Below are 19,072 nucleotides of genomic sequence, written 5' to 3'. Positions count from 1 at the left end.
TACTCAGACAATATCCGCACTACAAGGACCAAACTTGCAGCGTCGCGGGTAATTCGGATTACGACCAACGTTTAGCTTATAATAGACTGTATCATTCATAGCGAGCGCATAACCAGAAGAACCAAACTCCTTCAACCGATCATAAATTATGGCCAATTCGCTTCGCTTATATTTTATTTCATATAACTCTCTATCTCGATCCCTCCCTAACTTAAGAAATTCCACCAAGCTTCGCTCATGCCGCTCGACGGCGTCCAACTCATCGTATCCCTCTGATGGGCCATTCCCTTGCGCATTGACACGAGACAATACTTTACGCCACTCCGGCTTGCTCTGAATACTTCTAAGCACACAAAGCACCGCCTCTTTTCGTTCACCGTAGCGATCGAAAAACTCTATGTTTCCTGGATCTATATTGTCCCACTTACCATGACGCGTTAGAAGATAAAGCAATATACCCTTAGCTTCAGGTGTGTAGCGCAACAAATCTAACTGTCGAGTGATAACATTCTTAGCTAACTGATTCCGTCGTCTCGAAGCATCAACACTCCTCTTTGTCTCACCAGCCAATTCACCAACCTGGTTTTTGAAATCATCTGCAATTTTCTCAATCGATTCTTTTGCGGATGAGTAATACTCATATACATTAGTTTCAACGACCTCCATTTGCATAACACAATAGTTCGTATACACTCTAAATGCGGCCTTATCCATGACTCTAAAAAAACCATAATTCCTTTCATTCAGTTGATAAATCAACCAAGCACCAAACTCCAGAAAGGTATTGCCATCCACCTCACAAATAAAGCCACCTTTGGCACCTACCCCTTTGCATAGAGAGGCTGCAAAATGAAAACAAAACTTCCCATTAATAAAAGTACAATGAAAACTCAAGCCGGCACCCGCCCCCGCCAACCCTGCAATACTGGGTCCTATTTTACAAAAATCGACGTACTCTCCAGTAGTCTCCAGTATACCGCCATTTGTTTCCCCTGCCGCTGTCGGCTTTAACCATTGCAGTGATCCCGTCAGTGTTCCTTCCGCCCTCGCACCCGCAAAAGCTTCTGCCGAAAGTTGTATCCCTTCATCTTCACTGTTCATCTGCTTATGAAAATCATAAGCTTTGCTTTTTCTTTCACTGAAAGGTCTCAAACGACCAGGTTGGCCCATGACGGTTTGCTGGTCACCACTCCTGACCACCTGGAATAGAGCCTCCACCTGAAGCGTCGCTCCAATAAATGCGGCCAAGCGAACGTTCAAACTTAAGCGCATCATCCCTAAATCAAACGGGACCTCGTTCTCATCAGAGGGATTAACTGTAAGCGCCCATCCGATGCGATCCGGGGCGTAAATTGAAAAGGACGCTATGCCGGCAGCCGCAGTCAAGCTGCCGCCACCCTCTCCTTTGATGGAGAATTGTTGCTTACGTGGATCAATTTCAACATTTGCGCCGAAATTGGAAACAAAGCGCATAAACTGTGCTCCGCCCTCAAAGTCAATATGATCCCCCCACGTTGCCTCACCTTGTGCGGCAGCATTCCAGCTATCCGCCCAGTCAAAAAGTGAACAATCCATACTCAGCGCCTCAGGATCAAAACCAAGGCCTGCCCATTTAACAACATCCTTCAGATCAATTTTTATTTTTGGCCAATTCAATCCCGCAAGCTGCCGCTTAAGCTTCTTGTCGTCTATGCGTCGGATTTTTCCATCACTGCGTCGCTCAAAGATACTTTCAGCGCCGCCTTTTTTGTCACTACTTTTCAACGACACAGTATGGAGTTTTCTGCCATCCTTGCCTTTACTGTAGTAACCTTTTTTTACATAAACTACAGGCGCTCGTTTCTCACCAGCTTTTCTTTTAGCAGACTGGCCACTAACAGGAACAAGCTCCACAACATCACTATATTTCATGTCCTGGGTAGAAAACTCACCAATTTTTTCTTTTAATTCTTTTCGCTTCAACTCCAAATTTTCCTCAGCTCGCACTACAGCGTCATGAAATGACGCCTCAGGCGCTGCTGTGGTTTCTGCAGCAATTCCATATTTTTCAATTGCAACGGAGTAATTAATTTTTTCCTGATGAAAATCATTTACGCACTGTTGCATTTCCTTCCAATGCGCCTCAAACTCTGCAGCCTCACTGTCAGCAATAAAAACCAACTCTTCGGTTTCCGGACAAAAATAACACTGTACCGATTGATGATGAGCCACTACAACGGGTTTACTTTTGCAAACCCTGCTCTCTGCTACTGAGATATCCGCACCGCTCATTTCCTATCACTCCGAAGTTACTCAAAGAATAACTTTATGCTTTGAAGATCAATTCCATAGTGGGATTGTGTATAACCATTCCCATCTGTCATGCCTCTCAGCACGCTGCCGTCGGCAGCTTCAATTCGGTACCGTACGTAAGGTTTTGGCTTATCACTGACTTTATCTCTAACTTGAAAGCCACCTTGCATGGGATTGCTGTAAACAGGATCTTCCAGAATCATCGGTGCCAGGGCCTTCTCCAATGAGGCAGTGCCTCCCCAAGCGATATTGTCATTCTTGATATGCAGTTCACCCGGGGCACCGATCTCAACAGATCCGTCTTTTATCTTGATATAGGCACCTCTGCTAACCAGGGTGATGCCGTGTTGGGCATTGAGAACGATCTCGCCATTACTGCTATTTAAAGCAAGTTCCTTGTCTGCTTGTAACGTCATCGCATCGCTTTGTGCCTGAATGTCCACAGGGCCACGAGCCGCAATTAATCTGAGCCCTAACTTTTGGGCGAACAGACTGACTGCCTCACCTGCGGCCACGCTAAAACGTTTGAATAGGCTTAAGTCAGCACTATCACCAGCCGTAGCTGTAATAGAGTTTTCTGCCGATAGTTGGATGTTTGCAGGTGTAACCATAGCTATCCCGGCAGGTGCCGAGGCAAGGAGTCCCGAATCTTTGAGCCGCGCCAATGCCTCCCGCAGGCTCTGTTGGGCCTGATTATCAGCTGGTAATGCTCCCGACACAGCTGCGCTTTGCGCCAGTGCGTTCACCAATGCCAGAGCGTTATTGAGCTGAGCCAACGCTGCTCCCATCTCCAGCATTGTCCCTTGGGCTTGAGGCTGAGCATCAGCACTGATGAAGATGCCACTGCCGCCACGGATCGCGGCATGCCCATCGGTGCGCAGTTCCGCGCCCTCCCCGCGAGGCCGGCGATCGGCATCGACCAGATGCCCCAGATTGAGCTGGCTCTTACCACTGTGTTCAGTACTGAGCTTGACGTGCTCCTGCCCCCGCGTATCGTCCATGCGCAACTTGTTGTTCGCGGGTGTGCGCAACACGTTGCGTTTGTAGTTGCGCAGCGTGACATGGTCGGGGGGCTGGCTATCGTGCAAGGCATGAGCAATGTAGGGCCGGTCCGGGTCGCCTTGCTCAAACGCCACTGCCACTTCGGTGCCGCAGATCAGCGGCAGGTGCAGGCCATGCGTGTCACCGGCGTAAGGTCGTGCCAGCCGTAGCCAGACACTCTCCTCTCCCGCTTTCCAATTGTCCCGATCGAACAGAAAGTTCACCCGGTAGCGACCCTCCAGGTCGATATGGCCATAGGGGTCGTTCTGCTGAGTACTGGTGACCCGCGCTGGTACCGTCCCGGCGATCTGCGGCTTGTTCGGCAATGGAGGTCGAAAGCATATCGACTCTGAGTAGGGAATCGCCTCGAAGGTGACTTCCAGACTACGGTCCCGAGCAGCCTCGACGGTCAAATGCGTCATGACGACTCCAGGCTCGAAGACTTGGGGTGCCCCATCAGTGATCGTAACCACTTGCCCCGGAGCGAGTGCGACGCTGCTGCTGATGCCACTGCAGCGGGTGTGCCCATTGAGGAAGCGTTCATGGTTCAGGCGCGCATAGAAGTAGCCACTCTCGCTTTCCAGGTCCTCATCCTGGGCGATTGCGTCACCCAGCGCGGTGTAGGGTTCGCCGTAGTGGTAACCCTCACCATAGGTTGTCGTCGCATGCCGGCTGTGATCTACGTCCCCCTCCAGGAAAGCCGCCGCATCGCGGTGGTGATAGGCGCGAACGTTGATGTGCTGCTCCACCACCTCATGGCTGACCTGCAGCGCCCAGACGCCATCCTGGCCGTTGCTGGTCAGGCCAGACAGGGGGCGGAGCGGCAGACTGACGTCGAACTGATAATGTTGCTGGTGATCGTGAAACTCGACAACGTCGATAAACAGCTTGTCGTTGTGCGTGAAGCGGTACCAAATGCCCACCTCTGCCAACAGGCGACTGATGAAGGCAAGGTCACTTTCACCGTACTGCATGACCTGTTCACGCTTGGGGTATTCGCGAGCCAGGTCGAACAGAAAGTGCTGACCTTCGAATTGGTGGCGGCTGCGCAAGATGCTCTCGACGATTTCTGGAACCGACTGGTGCTGGTAGATCCGGTACTGTTTGCCACGGCTGAGCAGCGCCAAGCGAGCCTGCAGGGTCACCTCATAACGGGCTTCATCTTTGGAGCTGGAGAGGCGCTTGAAACCCGTGATCACACCATGCAACGTGCGTGACGCCGCCCCAGAGATCGCATTGGCCGGTGTCTGATCTGACGACCCCATCTGAAAACTGGCGTCCTTCCCGAGGACTTTGGCGACATCAATATCCTGCGTGGAAGAGGTAAACGCCACCGTATACTTGAACGGTTGACTCAGCCATTCCTCACCTTTGAACGACAGTACATCGAGTTCGACGTCGTCCAGTTCATCGATTTCAAGCATGTAATGATTATGGGTGAAACTAAGTAATGGCTTCGCCAAGATCAGGCCCTCGCGGCAGCCAACAACGCTGCGCTGTGTTCATCGAAAAGTTCAAACTGATGCCGGTGAATCAACCTGCGTAGAGCCGTGTTGACAGAGACTCAAATGAACAGCGCTACGTCTGATAGAGCACTCTGCAATGCACCCCTTGCAACGATGGCAATTTTTTCTAACGTCCGCCACCCTTTAGGAATAATTCGGAAACTTCCTACAAAACTCACTCATGACAATTAAACTCAGGCGACCTCATACCCTGGCATTAGCAAATTAACCAACGATCATGGAGGGAGAATCAAGCATTCACCGAGTTGCCTTAAGATGCGGGAAATAGCCTACATAAATTACAAAATCAAATGCCCGCTGAGAAGCACAACGGCTAACAAAATCTTCCGTCTAAACTGCATGCAAAAAGCCTACTTCTAAAGCGGCCGAACATACGTTAACAATGCGCTCCACAGCGCCGAAGCAAGGCCATGCTCATCACTTAGAGTTAATGTGCCCAGCACTACAGCATCGCGGGCCTCCCTTCTGCGCGTAATGCGCATCGTCCACAAGGAAGATGTCCCGGGGCAGGCGGAAGCTGCGCAACTTGAGCAATGCCAGCGGGCCTTCAGCCAGCTCGGTACGCAGGTGCCACGTCAGGCCGAGGCCGTCCGGCGCACTTAGCACCACCCGAAAACGGCTGTCGCCGTCATCCAGTGGGGTGACATTGGCCTCCTCCAGCAGGCGTATCAAACCCCAGGTACCCTGGTAGTCCGCATACAGCCGTTCTCCGCCATGCACGCTGGTCCAGGTCAGGCTGATGCCCGGGTGGTCACCCTGCCCTGGCCAGCGAAAGCGCTGCCAGCGCTCACGCTGGTTGAAGTAATGATGCTTCTCGCCGTTGAGCACGAAGCTGGTCTGCACCACGTCCTGCACGGGTTTGCCCCGCAGTTCGAAGCTCATGCCCATGCCGCCGTCGGTGTACAGCACATCCGCCAATTGGCTGAGTTGGTTGATTGCCTCCAGAAAGGCCGGGTTGAAGCGCAAGCCCTGACTCTGGCGGGGATCGATCACCCAGCGACTCCCCTCTTTGCGCACAAGCCCATTGAGCTGCTGGTGCAGAAACTGCTCGATGCGCCCGGAGTCGGCGCGAATCATCTGCCCGAGCATGGGCAGGGATGCATCACTGCTGGAGGCAACAAAGGGGTAACGGTTGTCGAATGCACCATGCCACTCATCGACGATGGCGCGTTGCCAATCCCGGTTGAGGCCTGCCGATGATGGCTGCAGGATCTGCTGCCAGGCCTGCGCCAGTGGTTGCACGAACAACGCATGGGCCACAGGGCCCCACTCGGCGCCCAGGCTCGCGGCAATCAGGTTGCCGTAGGACTGCGCGTCAGTAAGATCGACGCCCTTGCCTTGAAACACGGTCTGCGCCAGCGCTTGTGTCATGGCCTGCGGGTCTGGGGCATTGGTTATCTGCTGCAACTTCAGCCGCACGCTGGTGACGCGTGTGAGGAAGGCTTGCAGGCTTAAATGGTCGCTGCCGGATCGGCCTTCGGGATCTTTGCCCAGCAAGGCCATCAGCGGGCCGAACGTGCTGTCGAGTGGGCCGCCAGGCACTTGAGCCAGCTGATCAACCATCGGTGCTGCTTTTTGCCCCACCAGCTTCTGCGCCGATTCGATCAGTGAGTCAGCCAAAGCCTGGCCACGGACACCCGCCTGCCCTTGGTAACTCAGGGTGTTCATCAGGGCGATCAAAGGCGACTGGCGTGCATCGCTCATCACCGTCAGCTGGGTGATCACATCATGCAGAGTGGTACTCTTCTGCCAGCGCAGGCTATTGAGAAAGGCCAGCCAAGCGCTGCTGTAATCCCGGAAATAGCGCGCGGTCAGCCGCGCTTTCAGTTGCTCAGGGCTCAGCTCGCCCCCGACATCACCCACATTGTCGCTCAATACCCAGTCAATCTCTTCACGACGCGCCTTAGCGGCGTCATCAATGGCCGAACGTACCTGCCCCTCCCAAGCTTCGCGGGTGAACACTCCGGGGACTTGCTCGCGACTGGTGAACAGGGAGGTCGCATCAGTGTCACCGACCATCTGCTGCAAGCCCATGGGCGGATAGTGGTTCGCGGCGGTGTCGAGGACGTGCTGGTACAGCGTGGCTTCCGCGTTGCGCTGCCCCAACTCGCCGAGCAGCACCTGGCGAACCTGACCAATCAGTCTGGGATTGGCCTTGATCGCCCATTCCGGATGATCAGGCAAATGCTCAGCATAGAACCGCCACATGGCAGGCTGGTTTGCACCCACACTATCGACCAGGAAATCTGCATCGGCCTTTTCCGGGCGGGCCAGCATCAGGTAGGCCTTGAGCTGATCATAGGCCTGCTGCGCTCTCTCGGCGCGGGCCGGGCTACCCGGTGCGAGCTTGACCAGCGCGGTGAGTTGTCTCTCCAAGTCGGATGCGGCCGGGTCCCGAAGAAGGCGGTCATTGGCCTCGACATACAGCGGCCACACCGCCTCACGCAGGTCATCGGAGCGGTTCAGGCCAAAGCGTTGGTACCAGGAGGCTCCGTGCTCGCTGCGGTAGCTCAGGCGGGACATTTCGCGAACCAGCTCGGCCAGGGCGTGCGCTGAATCACTAGCGGCCTCGGGCTGTTGTAGCGCTCGGTACGCAGCTTCCACTCGGCCGACTTCGACACGGTTGCTGGTGAATGAAACCAACAAGCCAATGCCCCAGACAGCTGCAAGCCCGAGCGCGGAGGTGTAGACGATTCTTACTGGGTGCCAACCCAGTCTGCGAGATCGGGCAGAATGGTCACTGAGAATTCCAGACCAAGCAGGATCTTCAGGCCAATGGTGCTCAAGCACCTTGGGGGAAGTTCGCCGAACTGGCAGGCTGAACCAGAGGCCCCGGAGTTGGATACCCCGAACGGCCCTACCTGACAAGGATTCCAATACACCGCGCCAACGTGATGCGCCGTCGCCCAGCAGATCACGCGCGAGTCGCAGCAGGAAGTCATGGTCCACATGCTTTTGCATCTGTGCTAACCCCTGCTCGCGCAATCTGTGCTGCAGACCGCCCACACGTTCATCCCAGCAAACGCCAGGTCTTCGGGTAGGCAGCGTACAACCAATCGCTGTCACATCACGCTCTAACTGCTCCCATTCACTGCCGCAAACCTGCCACAGGTGCAGCGGCAATGCCCTGCCAAAATAGCGGCCTATGTCTCGCAGCTGGCGAACACTGGTACTCATTGAAATGCGGTCGTCGGTTTGACGATCTCTCAGCGCCCAAACGAGTCCGTCAATACCTCGCCAACCGAACTGCCGTTGCCATTTGTCCAGCAGCCGAGTGTCTAGCGCCGTTGCAACGCTTCCGCCATAAAGCAGCACGGTGCCTCGCCCTTCCAGCCAGTGCCCATCGACCAAACCTGGCGCGATAGCCTCTACCTCGGTGGGCTCCCCAACCAGCAATAGCAAACGAACCCTTCGCCACCACAGCCAACCGTACTGCTCGCGAAGGTGCATACACGCTGACGTGATATCGGTCGCAGGCACATCATAGGCAGTGGCCTGCTGTTGTGCGTCACCCTCTAAAGCAGATTCACCCTGACCTGCATGACTCCAGTATGCCGATGCGCCCGAGTGACGAGCGAAGACCAGGTAAGCGACTACCAACAACAATACTGGCATTGCGACCAGCGCCGCTATCAGAACTCCGCCGCCACCTGACGCGCTATCAAATAGCGTCACTGCCATGCCCGGACGCACCCACAGCACTGAACCGATGATGACGAGGGCCAATAATGCAATGACAAGCACAACAGCCAACAACCACGTCCGCCTAAATTGCATGTCAAAGCCCTACCTCACAAGCGGCTGAACAGGCGTCACCACCGTTCCCCACAGCGGCGTCTCAGCGCCGTGTCCACCACTTAGAATTAATTGAGCTCCGGCACTACGTTGCGCGGCTTGCGCAGCCAGAGCGATTGCCAACCAGGGTGCTGCCGTTCCGGGATAGCCAAGCAGGGCATCCAGGTTGTGGACCTGCTTATCTTTAAGAGCTAACAGCTCGACCCTGCCCAGAACGGATGTCACAGCTCGCTGGTGTTTCTGTTCAACGCCTGCTCGCCATAGATGCTCGACTGCAGCCACCTCGATGGGCACCCAATCCAAGCACTGGTGAACAGCGCGAAGCAGCGCCTCGGGGGTGTCGTCTCGCGATTGCTCTGGCCTGTGTAATGTGGCAACTGATGCCATTGAGGGGTAAGCGCTGGGATTGCTCAGCAGCAATCCAACAGCTGATTCCGCCGTGCCGAGTGGCGCCTGAGGTGCCAACACTACGGCCATCACCAGAAGTACCGCCGTATCGTCGTTGCGCCGGTCCAGCCACTGATCTACTGCATCAAGTCCGGTACAAGCGAAAAGCTGAAGAGGCTGGCGGATGCCCGATTCGACCCAAGCCATCTTCCAAACATCGGCCAACCGATCCTTTCGCAGAGGAGTTGCAACCTCGACAGCCAATGCGACCTGAACATCGTCAGGCAGCTCAGCAAACATAGGAGCCAGATCTCCGAGCACCTGCGTGAGTACATTCAACAGCGCGCGTTCAGTGTCCTCGTTCAGATCACCAGGCAAACGGGAATGCCGCACCGTGGCGCCCGTCATCCTGCATGATTGAGCCTTTAGTGCAGAGGCGCCCTTGAGGATGGCATCGGCCTGCTCACTTTCCTTCATTTGCTCAAGACGTAGAGCGGTGTACACGCTGGTAGCGCAAACCTGGAGACTACGGCGTCCCTGGCGGAGCTTGCTGTCAAAGTCCAATGCACGTGCAGCATCCCAGCCATCGGCACTTCGCTGTTGACTTAGGTAATAGAGCAGCCGAACGCAACACGCTACGCCCCATCCGAGAGACGAAATACCTAAAGCAGTGCCCCATGCTTCTAACGATGTTTCATGCAGAGCAGCCTCCGAAAATAGAATCACTCCAGCGAACGCAATGATCAACACCACGGCAAGCAAATATAGCCAAAGCCATATGCGAGGGCGTTCTGGCTGAACCGCAGCAGGCGGCATTCGATCAAGTTCGCCAGGCATATCTAGCTCGCACCAGCATTGGGCATCGACGAAATCAGAACGCAACCACACGCGCAGCGATGACCATCAAATGCGACGGGAACACCGTTATCTTTAAAGGCTGCATTTCCCTCTGAAATTACAGTCCTGCCATGCCCAGGAATTGGACAATCAACTTCATCTCCCACGCGGCCAACTCCAACACCGCTGAATCGCATTGAACTAGAACCGTTAAGCACAGTCCCACCACCGGAACTCTTATCACTTATCCGAACCACCCCTTTCATTGCTACCCCCAAACAAAAATTATCCCACGAAAGCAGCCTGAAAAATTAAACAGCGCAATCATTCCTCACCCTGAGCACTCTTGCAAGACAAATGATCCGCCGACGCACCGGAAAATTTAACCTCGCAATATAGTTTCTTCTCACCAATAGGCTTTACGGGCGAAGCAATCACTTCAAAAAACAACCCACCCTTCTCAAAGACTCCTCGTTCAAAACTAAAATCCGCAAAATCCTCACTGAAACCCCTTCCGGACAGCCCACATATCCTGGACTCGTTCACAACTGACCCCACGTCTCCCGGAACGAGATTTTGCACAATCAGGCAAGGCTCTTTAAACACGGTCAGATAACGCACTACTCGCCCATCGATCACACCCGTACCAGCAGTAAGCACCAAGCCATAATCAAGCTCCTTTGCCCCAGCCGCACCCGACAAAACAATCAGCAATGACAATAACAACGAACGCGTTTTCATTGCAAAAACCTCACCCTTCTCCGATACCTATCCTCAGAAACCCTAGACCAGTTACTTCCAACTTCCAATACAGCCCTCAAAGCAGCAATATTGCCCCTACACGAAAGGTCTACTTTTATCGTTACAACCCCATATATTTTAGATCAACAACGACATTCTGACCTCTAGAGTCAAGCGAGCCCCAATGAAAGGACCCATAACCTCGCTACCTCATTGATGTAGAAATTACATTTTTCTTAAGCCTCTCATAAACAATATAAAACAACTCAAACTGCTGCCTTCGCGTGAGCCTGTGCTCCCTAACACTCTTCGGCGAATTCGCTATAGCAAAGATCCGATATTCATCGAGCAAAACAAATTGAGCAGACAAACAAATCAATCCTTCGAAACACTAGATATCACTCATCGTAATTTGCATTTACGCATGACAAGTGGTCAGCCACGCCCTGAACAAACTTTACCTGACAGAGCAACTTCCTTTCCCCCAGAGGCCTAAATGGGGTAGCACTAACATCAAAAAACAGACCCTTATCCGTAAAGACACCTCGCTTGAAGGTAACATCCACGAAATCACTACTTATATCCCGCCCATCTAAACTACATATTCTCGCCTCCGCCGCAACCCTCCCTACATCCCCCGGCACAACATTTTGCACCGTAAGACACGCATCCTCGAAAAATGTCAGAAAGCGCACCACGCGCCCATCAACAGTACCGGTCCCTGCCGTAAGCACCAGCTTATAATCAAGCTCTTTCGAGTCAGCGCTTTCCATCGCAAACAAAAAAACGGCAAACAAGAACAAAAAAAATTTCATTTCAAATGATCCGCCCTTCGCCTAAACCTATCAAGAGGGACGCCCCCCATTTATCCCTATCCATCATAATAGCTCGCAAAGCCGACACATCGTTATTAACAAAAGGCCGCTGAACGAACTTCCTTGAATCCGGGTGATAATCACCCCTATAAATTAAATCGACCACTACATCTCGCACCCTAGGATCTAACGCCTCCCAATTAAGCACACCATAGGCCTCATTATTTCTGGATATCCTAACGACTTCACTAATCATAAAATCATAAACAGAGACAAATAACTCAAATTGCTGCCTCCGAGTGATTTTGTACTCTCTAACCGCTTTAGGGGCATTGCGGTAATACTCCCGCGCAGCCTCTCCTTTGAATTTTTTTGACTTGACCAACCACGAAAGGAGAGGTTCGCCTATCCCAACTGCAGGCAATTCATTTTCAGAATTAGAACGCTGACCTAGATCATACCCTCGTCCAATAGTTATGCCAGATTCGCCTGGAGGCGCATGCGCAATGCGGGTAAAACTTGCATTCCCCTCGATATCGTTACCTTCGGCATCAAAAGTGAACTGCCCTCGCGGAACAACCAGCCACCTTAAGTCGTTATCATCCACTAACCCCAGATTTGCCAATAGCCCCATTGGATTAAAGTGATACACCCTCGCCTCTTGGGGCAGCCACAATTTTGCCGCCACATCACCCCACCAACTCAGCTGTTTAATCCGATCTTTCTCTGCCAGCCAATTGACATTGGGAGTTGAGCCCGAATGCCCTAATAGCTCATCCAAGGCATCCCATTTGTGCGCCGCGTAATACCATTCACTCTCGTAGCTGACCACCAGCTTTGAAAGCTTTTGAGCACCGGCCGGCGTTTGAATTGCAGCTCGGAGTTCATTCGCTGTGATTCTTCCATTGCCGTCACTATCAACCAGTTCGCGCAAGCGAGTCTTGACTGTCGATTTTTCGCCCTCATCGGCCATCGCGCCAAACCGCTTAAGCTGCTCCTCCGTCAGCAGCTTTTCTGACCGGCGGGAGGCAGCCATGAACTCTGCAGGCGTCTTATACTCCGTAATAACCTGATACCCCTCCCAATCCCATGGATTTTTCCACGGAGTTATACCCACTTCCTCTTTCACCCAACCATTCAACAGCTGATTCGCTGCATCACTGAGCACACCCTCAAGGTGATACCAGTTACAAGCCCTACGCCCGCCAGCCGCAGGCACTTTGATTCTATGGGTAGGAGGCAATCCATCAAGCAAGGATTTGGGAACCAACAAGTTTTCTGCACTCACCGGGTGCTTGCCGGTCTGAGCGGGTGGGTTATTTTTGGTGAAGCCCTGGTCCGGCACAACTTCTGTGCCCCTCGCCAACTCAAGCCATGTATTTAGCTCTCCCGGAAGACCCTTACTCCATTCCCGGCAACTCTCAAAAAAACCCGCCACGTCATCAGCACTAAAAACCTCTAAATGAAGTTTCTTTTCAGGCCGGTCCGCGACAGCATCTTGATATACACCAACATGCCCTACCAAGTCCCCCGCGCTTATCGGGACAGGCGTAGCGAGAATGCTAACGTTGTCATATTCGCAGGGTACACGCTGAACCTCTAGCGACTTAAAATAGACAAACTGCGCAACATTCAGCAACCTCCGGAATTCACCTTCACCACTCACTTTTACGAGAGTGCCTTTCGGAAGTTTCAAACTAAGCACCTTGCTTTTCCTATCAGCCTCGGAATATACATTAACCGCATTTCGCGTGCTGTACTCTCCCGCCCCCACCGCATCCAACTGTTTGACCTCAACATAGCCCTGCAGCACATCAGATTCGTCCCGCAGGCTGCTCGGCCCAACTGAGCTCTCCAGCTTACGAAAATCGCCATCACCGCTAATACGCACATGAGACCCTTGCGGCAGGAAGTCTATTTTGCTTCCAGCAATTTCCAGATGACGAATATTCGAGCCCAACTCAGTTGGCTGAGCATTGCTCCTCTTATCTTTGGCATTCTTTGAAACAATATAGTCCCCTCTTTCCTCCCAGAAGGCAGGACGTTCCATAAAGGGTGAGTCACGATAGAACGCGCCATCCTGCAGGTGCATATAGAGACTATAGAAGATCAATGATGGAGGAGACTCACTGCTCTCGGCAATCTCCGGCGCATCAACACGATGGCGGACCAATACAAAATTTCGAGAAAACGGCCTATTCTCCGAGGAACCTTTTACAACATAGGCTGTTTCTTTCGTTTCCATATCAATACGATAGGCAATCACTTCACCATCTGCGATGCACGACACACTGGTCTGATCGAGAACAGCTGCCGTACCGCTGTCAAAATGTATTCCACCATGCCACAGGCCGCTAACACCCAGTGGATAAAACCCTGCCGTCGCACGACCTTGTTGAGTGAGCTGGTGAAGGATATTTACATATCCTTTTTGCCTAAAAGGATGACTCCAATCAGTGACAGGCAGAAGAGCGCTCACATTTAGAGTGGGAAATTCAGTAACAGGCGAATCTTCCTGATGAGATATTTTTTTGAATAAATCACCCACCAGACTCCTCACACGATCAACCATAGCGAATCACTCCCGCCGAAGAAATATTCACCCAGAAAACACTGTAGAACCCAGCATTTCAGGATCATGATCTACCAAAGCAGGCATTGATACACGCTCTATCGGCTGCTTCGTAGGCTCTTCTATATGTTCAAAACTTGCGGACTTGATCAGGAAGTCACCCTCCGTACCTGACTCAACACTGCAGGCATCTATCGCTATGTAGCTACCGCCCGCATTCAGCGTAATCTTCTTCTTCGCGGTGATACGGACTTCATCCTCAGTACTGGCAATTTCCAAACCATGCCGAGCCATTAGCGACAGCGCATCGTTCTGCGCCTGAACACTCACCGGCCCCTGGTTGGCTATGAGCTTGATTCCCAACTTGCGAACAAACACGCTAAGCCCCTGCCCCACCCCGACAAATAAGCGCTTGACCACGCTCATATCGGCTTGCGCACCGGCGTTGAACATCAGGTTCTTCTGGGCCGCCAGTTGCAGATGCCCACCACTGGTCAGCGAGATACCTTGCGGCGCGCTGAGCAGCAGTACCGAGGACTTGAGTTGTTCCAGGTCCTGCTTGAGCATGTCCAGTTGAGCTTGAACGTCCGCAGGCTCGGCCTTGCTCGCTTGGGCGTCATTCGACAGTGCTTCCAGTTGTTCTTTGGCCTGATCCAGTCTTTCCAGCGCAGCGGCCATTTCGAGCATGCCGCCTTGGGCACCAGGCTGCGCGTCAGCGCTGATGAAGACGCCGCTGCCACCTCGGATAGCTGCATGCCCATCCGTGCGCAGCTCAGCACCTCCCCCGCGCGCTTTGCGGTCCCCATCTACCAGATGCCCCAGGTTGAGCTGACTCTTCCCACTGTGCTCGGTACTGAGCTTGATATGCTCCTGCCCCCGCGTATCGTCCATGCGCAACTTGTTGTTCGCAGGCGTGCGCAGCACATTGCGTTTGTAGTTGCGCAGCGTTACATGGTCGGGGTGCTGGCTATCGTGAAGGGCATGCGCGATGTAAGGCCGGTCCGGGTCGCCCTGTTCAAACGCCACCGCCACTTCCGTACCGCAAATCAACGGCAGGTGCAGGCCATGGGTGTCGCCTGCGTAAGGTCGAGCCAGTCGTAGCCAGACACTCTCCTCTCCCGCTTTCCAACTGTCCCGGTCGAACAGGAAGTTCACTCGGTAGCGCCCCTCCAGGTCGATGTGACCATAGGGGTCGTTCTGCTGGGTGCTGGTGACTCGCGCCGGCACTGTGCCCGCGATCTGCGGCTTGTCCGGCAGTGGCGGCCGAAAGCATATCGACTCTGAGTACGGTATCGCCTCGAAGGTGACTTCCAGACTACGGTCCCGGGCGGCCTCGATGGTCAGATGCGTCATGACGACTCCAGGCTCGAAGACTTGGGGTGCCCCGTCAGTGATCGTAACCACCTGCCCTGGAGCGAGTGCGACGCTGCTGCTGATGCCACTGCAGCGGGTTTGCCCATTGAGGAAGCGTTCATGGTTCAGGCGCGCGTAGAAGTAGCCACTTTCGCTTTCCAGATCCTCATCCTGGGCGATTGCGTCGCCCAGCGCGGTGTAGGGTTCGCCGTAGTGGTAACCCTCGCCATAGGTGGTCGTCGCCTGCCGGCTGTGATCCACGTCCCCGTCAAGGAAAGCTCCGGCATCACGGTGGTGATAAGCACGCACGTTGATGTGCTGTTCCACTACCTCATGGCTGACCTGCAGCGCCCAGGCGCCATCCTGGCCGTTGCTGGCCAGGCCAGACAGTGGGCGGAGCGGCAGGCTGACGTCGAACTGGTAATGCTGCTGATGATCATGAAACTCGACAACGTCGATAAACAGCTTGTCGTTGTGCGTGAAGCGATACCAGATGCCCACCTCTGCCAACAGGCGGCTGATGAAGGAAAGGTCACTTTCACCGTATTGCATGACCTGTTCGCGCTTGGGGTATTCGCGTACCAGGTCGAACAGAAAGTGCTGCCCCTCGAACTGGTGGCGGCTGCGCAGGATGCTTTCGACAATTTCCGGAACTGACTGATGCTGGTAGATCCGGTATTGCTTGCCACGGCTGAGCAACGCCAGGCGAGCCTGCAGGGTTACCTCATAGCGGGCCTCATCCCTGGAGCTGGAGAGGCGCTTGAAACCCGTGATCACACCATGCAACGTGCGTGACGCTGCACCGGAGATCGCATTGACCGGTGCATGCCCTGACGACCCCATTTGAAAACTGGCGTCCTTCCCCAGGACCTTGGCAGCCTCGATGTCCTGCGTGGCAGAGGTGAACGCTACCCTGTACTTGAAGGGTTGGCTCAGCCATTCTTCACCGTTGAACGACAGTACATCGAGCTCGACCGCATCCAATTCATCGATTTCAAGCGTGTAGTGGTTAGGGGTGGAACCTAGTAATGACTTCGCCATGATCAAGCCCTCTCACCAGCCAGCGGTGCTGCGTCGTGTTCATCGGAAAAGCTCAAACTGATGCCGCTGTTCTCGCAGTACCCAAGCGTCACCGTTTGAGTTGGCTGGCCAATAGCTTGGCGCTGCAGTAGCTGTTGGCTGAGTACCGGCAGAATCTGCTGGTTCAGCAAGCTGTCGATGTTGCGAGCGCCGGTATCGGGCAGCAGGCAGGCGGCGACCAAGGCTTCGTAGAGCGAGTCCTCCACCTGGCACTGCAAGCCGTAATGACGCTGCAAACGCCTGGCTACCTGGCCCAGCTTGATCGCGACAATGCGTTTGAGCGCATCGGCCTCCAGTGGGCGGAGGATCAATGTCTGGAACCGTGCCAGCAGTGCCGGCTGGAAGTGCTCGCGTAGCACCGGACGTAGCAGCTCATGGAGGGCTGCATCTTCTGTGGCTGGGTGCTGCTCGATGCAACTTTGCAGCAGGTCGCTGCCGAGGTTGGAGGTCATCAGGATGACCGTGTTGCGGAAATCGATCTCCCGGCCTTCGCCATCGCGCATGAAGCCGCGATCGAACACTTGGTAGAACAGGTTGAGGACATCTCGGTGGGCTTTCTCGACCTCGTCCAGCAACACGACGCTGTAGGGGCGCTGGCGAACGGCCTCGGTAAGCACACCACCCTGGCCGTAGCCAACATAACCAGGCGGTGACCCTTTCAGCTGGCTGACGGTGTGCGCCTCTTGGTACTCGGACATGTTGAGCGTGATGAGCGACTTCTCACCGCCGAACAGGCTACTGGCCAGGGCATGTGCTGTTTCCGTCTTGCCGATGCCACTGGTGCCGACCAGCAGGAAAACGCCCATCGGCGCGTTGTCGTTCGTCAACCCTGTACGGGCGGCGCGCAACCGCTGAGCCAGTGCAAGCAGGGCTGGCTCTTGACCGACCACGCGTTCGGCCAGTTGATCTTCCAAATTCAACAAGCTGGCGTGTTCGTCCTTGAGCAAACTGCCAAGGGGAACGCCTGTCCAGTCGGCAATCACTTCGGCCACACTGCGTGCGCACACGTCGAGCGACAGTAGCGGCCGGCTCCCCTGTACGTAGCTCAGTTCCTGTTGCAGCTTCGCGCAGGCCGCTGTATCGACCTGCTCGGCCTGACGAACATTGAGCAACTGACGGGTAAGCTCAAGCTCTTGTTGATACTGCAGCTCCAGCGCAGCCTGCTGGCTCTCGAGATGAACCAGCTGGGCGTTGATCTTCGCCAAACGAGGCTCCATCAGCCTGCCAGTAAGCTGTGCATCCTCTTCCAACGCAGTTCGCTCTGCAGTCAGGGCCGTCTTTTGCGACTTCAGCTGGACCAGCGCCTGCGGCTCGCAATCGAGGCTCATACGAACGCGTGCGCACGCGGTGTCTATCAGGTCAACCGCTTTGTCCGGCAGGCGGCGCCCCGTCAGAAAACGCCGGGACAAACTAACCGCCGCCTGCACTGCAGCGTCTTGAACGTGCACGCCGTGATAGGTGGCGTAACGCGCTTTGAGCCCGCGCAGCATCAAGCAAGCATTGGCATCATCCGGCTCATCCACCTTGATCATCTGAAAGCGCCGCTCCAGCGCAGCATCGCGCTCGAAGTACTGCTTATATTCGCTCCAGGTCGTGGCAGCGATGGTTCGCAACTCGCCACGCGCCAAGGCAGGTTTCAGCAGGTTTGCGGCATCAGCGCCCCCCGGCTGGTTGCCAGCACCGATCAGGGTGTGCGCTTCATCGATAAATAACAGGATGGGTGTTTCCGATTGCTGGACGGCATCGATCACGTTCTTGAGCCGCTGCTCGAACTCACCTTTGACCCCGGCTCCAGCCTGAAGCAGCCCCAAGTCCAGCGTACGGATACTCACCGGTTTCAGGCTATCCGGGACTTCGCCGCTGGCAATGCGCAAAGCAAGTCCTTCGACCAGGGCGGTTTTCCCGACACCGGGATCTCCTACCAGGATGGGGTTGTTCTTGCGGCGACGGCTCAGTACGTCAATCACCTGACGAATTTCATCGTCACGTCCGAAGACTGGATCGATCTGCCCCGCTGCGGCCTTGGCGGTTACATCATGGCTGAACTGATCGAGGATCGCTGGCTGCGCCACATCGCTATCCGCAGCGCTTGTAGGCTTGGCCGTCCGTCCCGTCGCGGGGTTGAACGACACAGTCTGCACCAACTGCCTTTCTTCCGAATCCGATTCAAGCAGGGCTACCACCTGTTGCAGTTGTGTTGAACCTATACCCAATAGAGGCCAAGCGGCTGAGCACTTGAGTAAGTCCGGTGTCTCAATCAGGGCCGCCAACACATGCACGGAGCGCAATTGCTCACAGTCGCGATCCATCGATGCCAGTAGCCAGGCGCTGCTGATCAGTTGCTGCACTTCGAGACTTAGTTGGGGCTTGCTGAGCACGCTGCGCGGCAAGGTATTGAAGTACTCAAGCAGTCCTTGCCACAGGGCATCCACATCCAACCCATAACGGCGGGCGATGACCACAAGATCACCTTCTCCTTGCTCAAACAACTTCAACAACCAGTGTTCAATGCTGATATGACTGTGCCCACGTGCCTGACACAACGACGCTGCCGCCGTCAGTGCCTGGGTGCAATAAGCGTTGAGACGGCGGAGCAAGCGGGTAGGATCATGTGCCATACAGGGCATCCTTGT

10 protein-coding genes are annotated in these 19,072 nt (G+C 54.5%); all 10 read right to left on the bottom strand.

Features of this window, described 5'->3' with window-relative positions:
* Nucleotides 1–3: 3 nt before the first annotated feature.
* Complete coding sequence (locus ACZ889_RS14270) at nt 4–2,271, bottom strand: hypothetical protein (RefSeq protein WP_476257484.1); 2,268 nt, start codon at nt 2,269–2,271, stop codon at nt 4–6.
* A 17-nt stretch (nt 2,272–2,288) separates the two neighbouring features.
* Complete coding sequence (locus ACZ889_RS14265) at nt 2,289–4,757, bottom strand: type VI secretion system Vgr family protein (protein WP_476257483.1); 2,469 nt, start codon at nt 4,755–4,757, stop codon at nt 2,289–2,291.
* Between the two features lie 519 nt (nt 4,758–5,276).
* Entirely contained in the window at nt 5,277–8,636 is a 3,360-nt protein-coding gene (locus ACZ889_RS14260) for an ImcF-related family protein (RefSeq protein WP_476257482.1), read from the bottom strand.
* Between the two features lie 9 nt (nt 8,637–8,645).
* On the bottom strand, nt 8,646–9,878 hold the full coding sequence (locus ACZ889_RS14255; protein WP_476257481.1) for a hypothetical protein: 1,233 nt from the start codon (nt 9,876–9,878) through the stop codon (nt 8,646–8,648).
* Nucleotides 9,879–9,880: 2 nt separating this feature from the next.
* Nucleotides 9,881–10,144 (bottom strand): PAAR domain-containing protein, encoded by a 264-nt coding sequence (locus ACZ889_RS14250; protein ID WP_476257480.1) that lies wholly within the window; start codon nt 10,142–10,144, stop codon nt 9,881–9,883.
* Between the two features lie 58 nt (nt 10,145–10,202).
* On the bottom strand, nt 10,203–10,619 hold the full coding sequence (locus ACZ889_RS14245) for a hypothetical protein (RefSeq protein WP_476257479.1): 417 nt from the start codon (nt 10,617–10,619) through the stop codon (nt 10,203–10,205).
* Between the two features lie 398 nt (nt 10,620–11,017).
* Nucleotides 11,018–11,434 carry a hypothetical protein gene (locus ACZ889_RS14240; protein ID WP_476257478.1) on the bottom strand — a complete coding sequence of 139 codons (417 nt, stop codon included), beginning with the start codon at nt 11,432–11,434 and terminating at the stop codon, nt 11,018–11,020.
* A 1-nt stretch (nt 11,435) separates the two neighbouring features.
* Nucleotides 11,436–13,982 carry a lysozyme family protein gene (locus ACZ889_RS14235; RefSeq protein ID WP_476257477.1) on the bottom strand — a complete coding sequence of 849 codons (2,547 nt, stop codon included), beginning with the start codon at nt 13,980–13,982 and terminating at the stop codon, nt 11,436–11,438.
* Between the two features lie 51 nt (nt 13,983–14,033).
* Nucleotides 14,034–16,400, bottom strand: coding sequence for a type VI secretion system Vgr family protein (locus ACZ889_RS14230; RefSeq protein ID WP_476257476.1), 2,367 nt, complete (start codon nt 16,398–16,400; stop codon nt 14,034–14,036).
* A 2-nt stretch (nt 16,401–16,402) separates the two neighbouring features.
* Nucleotides 16,403–19,057 carry a type VI secretion system ATPase TssH gene (tssH, locus tag ACZ889_RS14225; protein ID WP_476258017.1) on the bottom strand — a complete coding sequence of 885 codons (2,655 nt, stop codon included), beginning with the start codon at nt 19,055–19,057 and terminating at the stop codon, nt 16,403–16,405.
* Nucleotides 19,058–19,072 lie beyond the last annotated feature (15 nt).

The sequence above is a fragment of the Pseudomonas sp. TE3895 genome (genome assembly GCF_056278855.1).
The sequence above is the reverse complement of the archived record's forward strand: the minus strand, read 5'-3'. Positions and strand labels throughout refer to the sequence as shown.

What these genes read in the sequence shown, in the direction of transcription:
- tssH (WP_476258017.1), bottom strand. Translation starts at nt 19,057, where the DNA reads ATGGCACATGATCCTACCCGCTTGCTCCGCCGTCTCAACGCTTATTGC.
- ACZ889_RS14255 (WP_476257481.1), bottom strand. Translation starts at nt 9,878, where the DNA reads ATGCCTGGCGAACTTGATCGAATGCCGCCTGCTGCGGTTCAGCCAGAA.
- ACZ889_RS14245 (WP_476257479.1), bottom strand. Translation starts at nt 10,619, where the DNA reads ATGAAAACGCGTTCGTTGTTATTGTCATTGCTGATTGTTTTGTCGGGT.
- ACZ889_RS14240 (WP_476257478.1), bottom strand. Translation starts at nt 11,434, where the DNA reads ATGAAATTTTTTTTGTTCTTGTTTGCCGTTTTTTTGTTTGCGATGGAA.
- ACZ889_RS14250 (WP_476257480.1), bottom strand. Translation starts at nt 10,144, where the DNA reads ATGAAAGGGGTGGTTCGGATAAGTGATAAGAGTTCCGGTGGTGGGACT.
- ACZ889_RS14230 (WP_476257476.1), bottom strand. Translation starts at nt 16,400, where the DNA reads ATGGCGAAGTCATTACTAGGTTCCACCCCTAACCACTACACGCTTGAA.
- ACZ889_RS14260 (WP_476257482.1), bottom strand. Translation starts at nt 8,636, where the DNA reads ATGCAATTTAGGCGGACGTGGTTGTTGGCTGTTGTGCTTGTCATTGCA.
- ACZ889_RS14270 (WP_476257484.1), bottom strand. Translation starts at nt 2,271, where the DNA reads ATGAGCGGTGCGGATATCTCAGTAGCAGAGAGCAGGGTTTGCAAAAGT.
- ACZ889_RS14265 (WP_476257483.1), bottom strand. Translation starts at nt 4,757, where the DNA reads ATGCTTGAAATCGATGAACTGGACGACGTCGAACTCGATGTACTGTCG.